This window comes from Arthrobacter sp. efr-133-TYG-104 (assembly GCF_030208915.1).
Classification (GTDB): domain Bacteria; phylum Actinomycetota; class Actinomycetes; order Actinomycetales; family Micrococcaceae; genus Arthrobacter.
Map to the genome: position 1 here is coordinate 16,422 of NZ_JARVTA010000003.1, position 11,874 is coordinate 28,295.

At 62.0% G+C, this 11,874-nt stretch carries 13 protein-coding genes; 7 read left to right on the top strand and 6 right to left on the bottom strand.

Annotated elements, in window-relative coordinates:
- Positions 1-18: 18 nt before the first annotated feature.
- Together QRN04_RS04180 and QRN04_RS04185 are read right to left on the bottom strand one after the other, a co-directional pair.
- A complete protein-coding gene (locus QRN04_RS04180; protein ID WP_284974902.1) occupies positions 19-870 on the bottom strand; it encodes a hypothetical protein in 852 nt (283 codons plus the stop codon).
- A gap of 618 nt (positions 871-1,488) precedes the next feature.
- Entirely contained in the window at positions 1,489-2,022 is a 534-nt protein-coding gene (locus QRN04_RS04185; RefSeq protein ID WP_284974903.1) for a hypothetical protein, read from the bottom strand.
- 250 nt (positions 2,023-2,272) lie between these two features.
- Between QRN04_RS04185 and QRN04_RS04190 the strand changes: the two genes are divergently transcribed.
- From QRN04_RS04190 to QRN04_RS04215, 6 genes are all read left to right on the top strand, one after another.
- Complete coding sequence (locus QRN04_RS04190) at positions 2,273-2,416, top strand: hypothetical protein (RefSeq protein WP_284974904.1); 144 nt, start codon at positions 2,273-2,275, stop codon at positions 2,414-2,416.
- 299 nt (positions 2,417-2,715) lie between these two features.
- On the top strand, positions 2,716-4,320 hold the full coding sequence (locus tag QRN04_RS04195) for an alkaline phosphatase family protein (protein WP_284974905.1): 1,605 nt from the start codon (positions 2,716-2,718) through the stop codon (positions 4,318-4,320).
- Positions 4,321-4,591: 271 nt separating this feature from the next.
- Positions 4,592-5,263 carry a response regulator transcription factor gene (locus QRN04_RS04200; RefSeq protein WP_284974906.1) on the top strand — a complete coding sequence of 224 codons (672 nt, stop codon included), beginning with the start codon at positions 4,592-4,594 and terminating at the stop codon, positions 5,261-5,263.
- Complete coding sequence (locus tag QRN04_RS04205) at positions 5,260-6,555, top strand: sensor histidine kinase (protein WP_284974907.1); 1,296 nt, start codon at positions 5,260-5,262, stop codon at positions 6,553-6,555. Before QRN04_RS04200 ends, QRN04_RS04205 begins: the two co-directional genes overlap by 4 nt.
- A 58-nt stretch (positions 6,556-6,613) precedes the next feature.
- On the top strand, positions 6,614-8,029 hold the full coding sequence (locus QRN04_RS04210; RefSeq protein WP_284974908.1) for a ferredoxin reductase family protein: 1,416 nt from the start codon (positions 6,614-6,616) through the stop codon (positions 8,027-8,029).
- Entirely contained in the window at positions 8,026-8,520 is a 495-nt protein-coding gene (locus QRN04_RS04215; protein ID WP_284974909.1) for an FMN-binding protein, read from the top strand. The genes QRN04_RS04210 and QRN04_RS04215 overlap by 4 nt, the downstream gene beginning before the upstream one ends.
- A 12-nt stretch (positions 8,521-8,532) precedes the next feature.
- On the opposite strand, the gene QRN04_RS04220 is transcribed toward QRN04_RS04215, so the two are convergent.
- Together QRN04_RS04220 and QRN04_RS04225 are read right to left on the bottom strand one after the other, a co-directional pair.
- Positions 8,533-9,486 (bottom strand): hypothetical protein, encoded by a 954-nt coding sequence (locus QRN04_RS04220; RefSeq protein WP_284974910.1) that lies wholly within the window; start codon positions 9,484-9,486, stop codon positions 8,533-8,535.
- A complete protein-coding gene (locus tag QRN04_RS04225) occupies positions 9,483-10,190 on the bottom strand; it encodes a cytochrome b N-terminal domain-containing protein (protein WP_284974911.1) in 708 nt (235 codons plus the stop codon). Before QRN04_RS04225 ends, QRN04_RS04220 begins: the two co-directional genes overlap by 4 nt.
- A 332-nt stretch (positions 10,191-10,522) precedes the next feature.
- Between QRN04_RS04225 and QRN04_RS04230 the strand changes: the two genes are divergently transcribed.
- Positions 10,523-10,966, top strand: coding sequence for a pyridoxamine 5'-phosphate oxidase family protein (locus QRN04_RS04230; protein ID WP_284974912.1), 444 nt, complete (start codon positions 10,523-10,525; stop codon positions 10,964-10,966).
- Between the two features lie 11 nt (positions 10,967-10,977).
- Here the strand turns inward: QRN04_RS04230 and QRN04_RS04235 are convergent, their stop codons facing one another.
- On the bottom strand, positions 10,978-11,097 hold the full coding sequence (locus QRN04_RS04235) for a universal stress protein (RefSeq protein ID WP_284974913.1): 120 nt from the start codon (positions 11,095-11,097) through the stop codon (positions 10,978-10,980).
- A gap of 315 nt (positions 11,098-11,412) precedes the next feature.
- Positions 11,413-11,856, bottom strand: a complete 444-nt coding sequence (locus QRN04_RS04240; RefSeq protein WP_284974914.1) for a pyridoxamine 5'-phosphate oxidase family protein — start codon at positions 11,854-11,856, stop codon at positions 11,413-11,415.
- Between the last annotated feature and the right edge of the window lie 18 nt (positions 11,857-11,874).

Here is an 11,874-nt window from a genome sequence, read left to right on the forward strand (position 1 = left end):
CAGATGATATTGACATTCTCACTTGGCTGCGGGTCCCGGGGTAGCCGCTTTAGGGGCTGGTGCGGACTGCCCGTCGGCTCCGTTCCCGGTACTGCCCGGGGCCGCCGTCCCAGCGGCGTGGGTTGGAGCTGTCGACGGTAGCGGCGTGTCCTTTCCCCCGGGGGCCGTTCGGTCCGGGCTGGGCGTACTCGTAGGGACGGGCGCCACGGTCTCTTGCGGGGCCGGACTGGTTGGCTCGTCGGTCGGGGCGCTCGTGGGGCCGACCGCCGGGTTGCTTGGCTGCGGGCCCGGCCCGGGGGCATCGCGGGTGTTCGTTGTATTGCTGGCAACTTGGGAGATGCCTGTCTGGAGGGCTCCTGTCCCGTTCGACAAAGGTGTACCTGTCGCCGCCTGAACGCCGATTACGGACCCCAACCCGACGACGAAAATTGCTGCGGTTCCTCCGAGTGCCATCCACACCTTCCTGGCCGTGAAGTACTTCTGTTGGGGGATCGGGGCTTCCTCGTCCTCGTTGACCGGCAACGGGTGAGCGGAAACCTTGCTGGAGGTGGCCCGGATGATGCTGGGAGGTTCTGCGACCTTGGGCAGGGTGGACCTGGTCGCGTTCGGGCCGCGGCGGGGCACGACGCGCTGGAGCTGCTTGTGGCTTCTTTCGAGGGATGCACGGATCAGCGGAACCGCAACAGCGGAAATGACGCTGAGGATAAAGGCTCCCACGACGGTCCCGCCAAGTCCGAGCTGTCCGCCTATGACGGAAGCCACCGCCGCGGCTCCGCCGCCGGCAATGACTTGGGTTGGACTCAGATCAAGCCCCCGCCTGGGCTGGGGCGTGTTCTGGGCTGTGCTCTCGGACTTTTCGGTGTTGATCATTGTTCCCGGTGTTGACTGTGCAGAAGATCCGCGCCATCGATCAGATCGTCCTTACAGCTGAGTCGACCCGCTGGCGCTTCGCCTTAAAGGTTTCCATGCGCACCTGAGAGTTTCGCCCACCACCCGTATAAACGTAATCAAACACACAGCCAGAACTGCCAGGAAGCCCTCACGGTGATCGGACACCTGTTGATGGCCGCAGGGTCAGGGTTGGGGGCCCTGGTTGCGGCTCCCGTTCTCGCTCCTACTGGATGCAAAGGGCCGTCACGGTAGCGGACTCGGCGGGCAATCCGGCTGTGGGAAACCGCAAGTCCTGGGGGGTGGACCCGGGCCTCCGTGGCCAGCGATTATCACGGGATCAGAAGCTGAGCATGAATGTATCTTCTGTGTACTGCGTGGTCCGGCCTGATTTGAGCCGGAATTTGGCGCAGAGCTGGATCTCCACCGCCGACACGACGAGTGCCCCGAAATCTCCAGGGATACTGCGCTCACGTGCGTAGGTACGGCTTGGTCCCCGGTGCTGAATTCCGGAGACGAAGCAAAGGGCCCGGTACCGAGCCTCGATTGATAGCACTTCACGACACTGCTGCTCTTGAGTCCGTAACTGGATCCGTGACCCTAGGACACTGCGTAGAAGGCCAAGGCGATACCTGCTGCGATCAACGCCTCACGGACACCGGTTAACCGTGGTACTGCGGTGGATTTACTCTCGGCCGGCATCGCGAAAGCACTCAGCAACCATCCCGCGGCCGCGAAGACCATGAGCGCGACGCCCGCCAGATCGCAAAGGATGATGCCTAACTGGTGGGCCGGGTGATCGGAGGCCGATCCGCCTCCACGCCAGGCGGAGAAAACCACCCAGCCCGAGAGGGCCGTCACTGCCGCACTGTAGGCCGCCGAGAACCGCCCCGAGCCTTCCCGGCCGCCTTTTCGGAAGATGGTTCTCCCAGCGAACCAAGCGAACACAGCTCCGAGCAAAAGGGCGAGGGGCGCCGCTGCCGTGGCAACCCAGCCCAGCCCCACGGCGACCATTACGAGGGCCAGGGCCGTAACGGCGGCGGCATCCCCACGGCATGCCGCGCATTTGGCCCTGAAGATGCTCGCGATCCCCAGCCCGGCAGCTGCCCCAAATACGAAGAGCAAAGCTCCCACGACAAGCCAGCCTCGGAACATGTCAGCCCATATCTCTCGTTCTGAAGGGTTTCCGGATGAAAACCCCGCCCATAGTCATACCACTTGCAAATCGGAAATCACCGGGCCTTGGGTTCTGACGAAAAACCGGCAGGCACCATCTGTGGGCCGGAGGTGGGAAAACGAGAACCCGCGGCAGATCCGGGAATTATTCTTCAGCGCCCAAGCGATCTCTCAAGTTCTCTTCAGGTTTCTGTGCCACTCCGTAGCGGTGACAACCGAACTTCGCCCCGGAACCGGCGACAAGCTCGCTGATGTCCATCAATTCGCCGAGGACCTGAAAGCGTCCGACAACGCCGAGGAGGTTTCCGCAGGCATGAACCTCATGCTCATCCTCAAAGGCAAAAACACCTAGGCCATGCCAGCACGATGTTGGCTTTGCACGAATTCTTCGTGAGAACGGGCCGGTGAACTTTCTTGTCTATTCGGGGAATAAGGTGCTGGCGATGGGCGAAAACTTACACAATCCGAACAATTCCTTAACACATTTCTGTTCTGGGCGTGCAAGGGTGAGCAGGTCAACAGGATCGCGTGCTGACACCGTTTCGAGGGGTGTGTCTTCCGATGGGATTGTTCAGCTCAAAAACAGGGAAGCGACAACGCTGGTTCGGGCCTATCCGGCTCTGGGTGGGCAGGCACCGAATACTCGCGGGGATGGCCGTCGTTGTCGTTGTTGCGCTCGTTGCTGTCACAGTGGTTTTTGGGATCAACAGCGGCCCGGTTTCCTCGAAGGCTTCCGGCGCGCCAGCAGGCATCAGTAAGATCCGGCATGTCATTGTCATCATGCAGGAGAACCGCTCGTTCGATAGTTACTTTGGAACTTTTCCCGGAGCTGACGGGATACCGATGCAGGACGGTTCACCCACTGTCTGCGTTCCGGATCCGGCCAATGGTTCCTGCGTGAAACCGTATTACGATCCATCCGACCGGAACAGCGGTGGCCCGCACGGCCAGAGCAACGCCACTGCGGATATCGACGGCGGGAAGATGGACGGCTTCATCGCCCAAGCGGCGAAGGCCTCGACGAACTGTGCACCCAACGATCCGGCCTGCGCGGGCGGGAAACAAACGGACGTGATGGGCTATCACGATGGGCGGGACCTTCCCAATTACTGGGCCTATGCCAAGAATTTCACTCTTCAAGACCACATGTTCGAACCCAACGCGTCCTGGAGCCTGCCTGAACATCTGTATTTGGTTTCGGAGTGGTCCGCTAAATGCAGTCAGGCGGGCGATCCGGCGTCGTGCGTGAATGCCCTTCAAAGCCCGGGCAGCCCGCCGGACTTCACTTCCTCGATTAAGTCCACGTTGATTGGGAAGTGTCGGGTCGGGCTCCAAAACAAGGCCTGCCAGGACGCCCTGACGGCGGCCGGGATCAGCCCGGATCTTGCCACGCAACTGCACGCCCTTATCGCGCAGAACTGTGCGGGCGCGGATTCCTACACCAGTTGCCAGGCTGCCATTGACAAGGCAACTCTCCCGGCGGCGCTCAAACAAAAGCTGCTGGCTGCCGCTCAACAGTTGGCGCCTCCGGACTACGCCTGGACGGACCTGACCTACCTGTTGCATAAACAGAACGTTCCTTGGGCGTATTACGTTTTCAACGGGACTGAGCCGGATTGCGAGGATGCCACCGCGATGGTGTGCGCCCCGGTGGCGCAGAACGCTAAAACGCCTGGTATCTGGAATCCGTTGCCGTACTTTGACACCGTTAAACAGGACGGCGAACTGGGCAATATCCAGTCCCTGACCAACTTTTATGATGCCGCCAAGAAGGGCACGTTGCCTGCGGTGAGCTGGATCAACCCAACAGGGGCCGTGAGCGAGCACCCGCCGGCGCTGGTCAGTACCGGGCAGGCTTACGTGACCGGGCTGATCAATGCGGTCATGGCAGGCCCGGATTGGGACAGTACCGCCATCTTCTTGTCATGGGATGACTGGGGTGGTTTTTACGATCACGTCACCCCTCCGGCGGTGGATGCCAACGGTTATGGCCTGCGGGTCCCGGGAATCGTGATCAGCCCCTACGCCAAACAAGGCAATATCGACCATCAAACCCTCAGCCACGATGCCTACGCGAAGTTCATTGAGGATGACTTCCTCCACGGGCAACGACTCGACCCGGCCACCGACGGACGCCCTGATCCCCGGCCGGGCGTCCGCGAAAGCAACCCCCAGCTCGGCGACCTCGTGAAGGACTTCAACTTCAACCAACAACCCACCAAACCCCTCATCCTCCCAGGAGGCACCACCTACTAAACGCGATAGCAGAGAAAGACGACACCGCTCAACGCGGAGGGATTTCCTTCGGGCTGCTCACATCCGTGCGTAAATCATCCGTGCCTAAATCAATGTGCAGCCTTTCCTTATGGGGGAGCTAAGGGCACGCAAACGAGAACCAGAGATGGCCGATGGCAGCCCGCGCTCCTCGAATACAGGGCAGAGGAAGCGGTGGCGCTCTGCCCTCCTCAGGCGCTCAGACTGCACGAATGACGCTGTTGGCCCCAGCTCCGACGCCTATACTCCGACTATGAATGAGATGAAGCCGCGCGTTCTTTTGGTCGAGGACGATGTGCAGCTTCGCGCGATGCTGGAGGAGTTGTTTGCTGGCGAAGGTTACGAAGTTTCAAGCGCTTCGGACGGACAAAAGGGCCTTCACGTTGCCCTGACAGGGGAATTCGACGTGCTGGTTCTGGACCGGGGCCTGCCGGTCATGGACGGATTGAACCTGTTGACGAAATTGCGCAGGGAAGGCATCGAGACTTCAGCCCTCATTCTCTCCGCATTGGGTAATCCTGCAGACAGGGTGGAGGGTCTGGACGCCGGCGCGGAGGACTACCTGTCGAAGCCTTTCGACGTCGACGAACTTCTGGCCCGGTTGCGTGCCTTGCGACGGCGGCATATCGCCACCGCGACGACCCTGCGGATCGCTGGCGGCCATTTTGACCTCGAATCGCGCAGCGTGACCCGTTCTGACGGTTCGGTCGTCGTGCTGTCCGAAAGGGAGAGCGCCCTCCTCGAGGAACTGGCACGTTGGCCTAACCGGGTATTCGGGCGTGGCGAGATTCTTGAGTATGTCTTTCCGAACGCTGAAGAGGCAGGGGTGGTGGATACGTATGTCCATTATCTCCGGCGGAAGCTGGGACGGGGGAGCGTCCGCACGGTGCATGGTGTCGGTTACAGGATCGGCACGCTGGCATGAAGGGTCAAGCCGAGGACGAGCTGCAGCGGTCCTCCTGGCGGCTGGCCCTGCAGACCGGCGCCTTGCTGGTGCTGCTTTTGGTGGCGATTGCCGGATCGGTGCTGTTGATTGTCAGCACGAGCCAGGCCGCCGCAGCCCAACGCCTTCTGACCACCGCCACCGAGCACGTTGATTCGATCGTTGATGCGCCGGCTGGAACCTGGCTGGCGATCTCCAGCCAGGGCACCGTCACGGTGTCCCCTGGGATGCCGTCCGGGCTGCCGGATCTGAAGGCTATCGAGGCTGTCGCCGCCAACGGAATCGCCACCCAAGAAGACGTGTCGATAGGGGGCCGTCCGTACACCATCCGTACCGCCGATTCCGGAGCCCGGGTAGTCCAAGCGGTGTTCGACCGCCACGAGAATCTGGAGGAACTGAACCGGCTGGTCCTTGCCCTGCTGCTGACCTGCGGGGGAGCCGTGGTGTTGGCGAGTCTCCTGGCGGTGTGGTTGGCGCGGCGCACCATGAGGCCCATGGCCGAAGCGCTCGACAGGCAACGGCGATTCGTCGCGGACGCAAGCCATGAATTGCGCACGCCACTGACCCTGCTGAGTATGCGCGCGCAGATGCTGAAACGACGCATGGCTTCCTCTTCGCCGCAAGAACCGATGCTGAACATCAACGCGGATGTGGACGCCATGATCGCAGATTCGCGCTCACTGACCCGATTGCTCGAAGACCTGCTCATCTCTGCGGATTCGCGGAACGTCGAGTTCACGAACGTCGACGTCGTGACGCTGGCGGACGACGTCGTCGAGTCGTTTTCGGTCCAGGCCGCCCGCCGCGGCGTCACGGTTGAACGAAGCGGTATAGCAGGCCCAGTGGAGATCGCCGCTGCACCGACGGCGCTGCGCCGGCTATTCGTGGCATTGCTGGACAACGCCGTCCGATTCGCGCGGTCACACGTAGACGTGGGGGTCTCGGCTGACGTTAGGACGCTTGTCATCACCGTCCGCGATGACGGGCCCGGGTTTGCGGACGATGTCAAGATGCGGGCCTTCGAACGGTTTGCAACCTCAGCGCCTGCCGACGCCACGGCGGGGGACGGCGCGGCGCCGCGCCACTACGGTCTCGGACTCGCGCTCGTGGCCGAAGTGGCCGGGCAGCACGGCGGCCGGGTGGAAATCGGCAACCAACCATCCGGGGCGCTCATCATTGTGCACCTGCCGATGATCCGACGAAATCCCGGGAACACGTCCGCGGCCGGGTCCAAGGTTCGCGGCCCGTTGTCCAGATTTCGAAGAATTTTCTAAGAACCCGAACCTAGCATTACGGCATGAGCGTACCTTGTGCCACCGCGGGAGAGACCAGATGACGGCCCGGGCTGGAGCAACGGGCCGGACGGCCGGCCAGCCGCGGATGCCGCAACGGGCGCGCTATCTGCGGCGGGCCCGATTGGCGGACTTGTTGGAAACGATCGTCTGGTTGTCGGTGGCGCTCGTGCTGGCACTGTTTCTGGCAGACAGCGGGCTGGTGGAATTCAAGACCGTCCCGGGCGCTCTTACCGCCGTCGGAATCATCGCCGGACTGGTGGGGACCGACTTGATGTTGATCCAACTCCTTTTGGCAGCGCGGCTTCCTGTCATTGACCGTGCCTTCGGCCACGACCGCGCCTTACTGGTCCACCAGCGGCTGGGTAAGCCGGTCTTCTACTTTATTTCGTCACACGTGGTGCTGCTTTGGATCGGCTACTCGCTGACGGCGAGATTGAACGTGTTCGCCGAGATCTGGGACATGTTCACCTCGTTACCGGACATGAAAGTCGCATATCTGGGGTATGCGCTGCTGGCGGTCGTCGTGATCACTTCACTGGTTGTTGTCCGGCGGAAATTTTCCTACGAAGCGTGGCATGTGGTCCACTTCCTCGCCTACGCCGCCGTGCTCGCCGCCCTGCCGCACCAGTTCAGCACCGGACAACTGTTTGCAGATGGAACGTTGGCGCGTTACTACTGGTTGGCCCTCTACTTTGGGGTAGCGGCGGCACTGCTTATCTTTCGGTTCATCATTCCGGTGTTGCGGACTCTGCGGCACGACCTTCGAGTCAGCAATGTTGTCACTGAGGCGCCCGGGGTGTACTCCATCGAGATGACCGGACGATTACTTGCGAACCTGCGGGTCCGCGGCGGCCAGTTCTTCATCTGGCGCTTTTGGTCGCGGGGGCTTTGGTGGCATGCTCACCCGTTCTCGCTCTCGGCGGCCCCGGGCGTCCTTCGCCTGAAAGTGACTGTTCGTGAGCTGGGAGGCGGAACCGCCGGATTGGGTACCCTCCGGATCGGCACAAGGGTGAGCATCGAAGGACCCTACGGACTCTTTACGGACCGGGCCCGCACCACCCGCCGGGCGGTCGCCGTCGGAGCCGGCATCGGAATTACCCCCATCATCTCGTTGCTTGAGCAGGGCGATTTTGGGCCAGGCGAGATGACGGTGATTGTCAGGGCGCCGGACGAGAACGGGCTCTACCTCTACCGCGAGCTCCAGAAACTGTGCACCCGGAAATCTGCAACGCTCTACGTCCTGCTGGGGCGCCGGCCGAAGAGGGGCCACGACAGCTGGCTGCCGGCCCGGGAGGCCAGCCACCGTATGAGCCTGTCCACGATCGTCCCCCATGTCCGGGACGCCGACGTGTTCGTGTGCGGTCCGCGCGACTGGACCGACCTGGTAGTCGAGGACGCGAAACGGGCCGGCGTCCCCCGGTTCCGGATCCACTACGAAAGGTTCAGCTGGTGAGAGCCCGGAGCGCCGTACTGGCCGGCCTCGCTTCCGCCGCCGTCCTCCTCATCGGGTGGCATGCCGGAAACCAGGGTGATTCCGTATCCGGCGGCGTCACGACGAAAGCGGCCAATCCGCCGTCGGGCGCCGGAACGCTCTCCGGACCGAATAGCCCGACGGCGGCCGGCACCAGCGCCGGTCCTCCGGGCCCCGACACTGCGGGAAGCAAGGACGGAACCTTCGACGGTAGCCAGATCCAGACGCGATACGGCACAGTGCAAGTCCAGGCCGTCATCTCCGGCGGCAAGATCGCCGACGTGGTACCGCTGCAGCTCACCGACGTCGGATCCCTCTCCGGCGAAATCGACCAGCAGGCCGTGCCGATGCTCAAATCCGAAGTGCTGTCGAGTCAATCAGCCAAGGTGGACTCGGTGGGAGGCGCAACCTACACGAGCGAGGGCTACCTCAACTCGTTGCAGGCCGCGCTCGACGCGGCGAACTTCAAGTGATCGCCGGCGGGACTAGCGGTGCTTGTAGTAGTCCCGCCAGATCAGCCGGTGAACGGGGATGCGGCGGGGCAACGACCTGAGCCCGGGGATGAACGGCACCAGGGTCAGGAGGAGCGTCAGGGCCACCATGCTAAACACAACGAGGACGTCGGCGTTCGGCGATGATTTGAAAGGTTCCACTTGGTAAAGGGCCGAGAAGAGCCACAGCCAGGACTGGCCGGGATAGTTTCCCGTTTCATTCATCATTCCCCACTGGTCGCCAGTCAGGTGCTGGGCGTCGGCGAGGCCGGGAAAGTATGTGCCGTCACCGAGGAACAGAATGCTGGCTTTGTAATCGGTGTTATAGAACGAACCCTTTGCGCTCAGGACTGGATCAAGGGTCCCTTGCTGTGCCATGGCCAGGAGTGCCCCGGTGAGGGCCGGGACCGGGCCATAGTCGCCGGGTGGGACCTTCGCCGGGTCGTTGTCCGCGGCTTTGCTGAGTGCGTCCGTGTAGGCGGTCGTCCAGACGGTGTGTTGGGCGTCGCCTGCCTTGGACCATTCCTCGATCGCCGCCGGGGGTGTCGGTAGCGTTTGGAGCGGGCTGATGACGAAGTCGTTGGCTGTGTTGATCGGGAGCCGCACACCTGAAAGGCTCTGCAGATCGATCGGGCCAAGTTTTTGCGAGGCATCGGGGGTTGAATTGTAGGGTGGTCCATACCCTGCAGTGCGGCTGGTCCCGCCGAGTTCCGTGGTGGCTGTTGCCACGAAATCCGCGGGCTGGGCCTGGGCCCATGACTTGAGGGTCACACTCGGGTCGTCCGGCGAGCTGAAGACCGCTGAAAGTCCCAGGACCAGCAGACCGACAACCACCAGCCCGACAGCAAGTTCCTTGAACAGGTCGTAATCGCGCACTGCGCCGGGCCATGGCCTGCTGGCGATGTCGTCCCGCGTGCGCCACGAGACTGAGGCTGTGGACTTGGTCATTTCTGGTTCTCGCTCTCGGTGGCCGGGTTTGATGCCGTTGAGCGCAGCTGGGCGTCGGATGCCGCAGCTTCCAATGGCGGCACCACCCCGTGCATCCGGACGAGCACAACATGGAGGGCGACGACGACGGCGACGGCCAGAGGGAGGAGCGTGATGTGCCACATGAGTAGCTGGCCCAAGTCGGCGACGTTGAACCATGCACCTAGACCGACGGCGTTGAGGGCGTCCTTGGCTTGGAAAGCGATCCATTGCGAGTCGAAATTGGTTTGAAGCAGGTATCCGGTAAAGGCAGTGACGATCGAGACGACAAACGCGAGCATCCCGGTGATCCAGGTCAGCACGCGACCGCCCCGCCAGGCGGCCATCCAGAACTTGCCCCAGAGGTGGATCACCATGAACATGAAGAACAGCTCAACGCTCCACAGATGGGTGCTGTTGATGAAGCGGCCGAGAACGGAGACATGGAACCAGCTGGGACCGTTCAATGCCAATACGACGCCGGATCCAATGATGTAGACGAGAGCGGCGACAGCGCCCATGCCGAAAACGTATATCCAGGACGAGACGTAGCTCGGTTGGCCTTCCGGAAGCAGCTTGTCCGGCGGGAGCCGGCGCAGGGCCCACCCGCGGGCTTTTCCTGTCCAGGTGGAGAAGCGTGGCGCGCCGCCGTCAGCAGTCGAACCCGGGGAATGGCCGGCGGTCATTTCCGGCTCCTTCGGCCTGGTAACGGAAGAACCAAGGCGAGAATGAATAGCACGACCATGGTGGCAATGACCACCAGATTGCCGAATTGGATCAGGAAATCGCCCCACTGGAAATAGATTCCGGGCTCCGGCATTCCAGCATCCATTTGACTTATTACGAGCATCACGGCCTCTTTCGATGAAAGGCGTACCTGGGGGTGGGTGAAGCCTTCCCTGGAAACGACGCTACAAGCTTGTTGCCGAATAGACACGGGTCCAACGGCCCTATCTGAGGGCGCTTACCACGCGCGTGCTGAAAAGGCTTGGAGCGCCGATCATCGAAAGGACGGACCATGTCACCGGATACCGTGGACCCAGTAGAAGTCTTGAACGAGGAAGAATGCTGGAACATCCTCTTGGGTGCAACGTTGGGGCGGTTGGCATTGAGCATCGCCAACGAACCCGAGATCTATCCGATCAACTTCGTCGCCCACGACGGAAAGATCCTCCTCCGCACGAATCCAGGAGAAAAGCTATTCGCGCTCACGATCAACGACAAAGTCGCCCTTGAGACCGACGGGTTCGCCAGCCAATCCGTCTGGAGCGTCGTGGTTAAAGGCACTGCACGACAGTTGGAGTCCGGCGCCGAGATTGAAGCCGCCGAAAGAATTCCCCGCCAACAACTGACCTCTCCGAAAAAGAGGGTCTTCGTCGAGATCGTCCCAACATTCATCACCGGCCGGCGCATTCACCGGGGACCGGAAAACGACGAGTTGACGCCTAGCGATTTGTACTGAGCATCCCTGTTTCACTGCGGACATGGGCTGGGCCGACGCACCAACAGCACCGGGCAACGGGCGTGAAGAAGCACAGCGTGGGTGGTTGAACCGATGGTGCCCCGAACGGAGTCCGTGGCCCTGGTTCCCAACTACGGAGCGGCTTTTCCCAATTGTCGACGTCGATGCCAACCACATCCAGCTCCGGATGAGAGGTTTCTCAGATGTTCGGGGGCCACCCGAGGGTAGAGATCGTGCGTGAGTGCCGGCCACAGAGTGCTGCGACCAGATGCAGCGCGCAGTCGCGCAGTCTCGCAGAACTGCTTGGCGGCCCGCCCAATGGACCTCCGGCCCGCCCAATGGACCTCCGGTCCACCCTCGGCGGACCCGTCATGTCCGACAATGATTTCATCCGTGGCGTCCATCGTCTCCTGCCGCTAATGAGGTTGGCCTTGCGCGGTTCCGGCTCACCCGAGATGCACGTGGCGGCCGGTGACCCTGTATCCCTGGATCCGGATGAAGAGGTACCTCGCTCCGCCGCCCCAAGGTTCGGCCATGTTCTTCCCCCAGAGACGGGTCAAGAGGTCAGGGTCCTCAACGCGGGAGCTTGGGCCACTGATCAGGACGGACCATCCTTCGCTGCGGGCGGGGCGAGAATCGTCGATTTGGAACGAAGTCTCGAGGGACGGGACGGCTTCGCTGATGGATCCGTCCTCCGATGTGCGGAAATAGATGGACTGGCCGTCGACGAGATAATTCACGGGCAGAATCATGATCCGGCCTTCTTGAACGAAACCGAAACGGCCGGTGGTGTATGAGCGCAGAAGTTCCCAGCACTGTTCCTGGCTGAGTTCGTCCGTGACGTGCAGCCCGCCATCCACGCGGCCCGTATCCATGCTTGGGAGGGACATGTTTGCTCCTATGTCGTG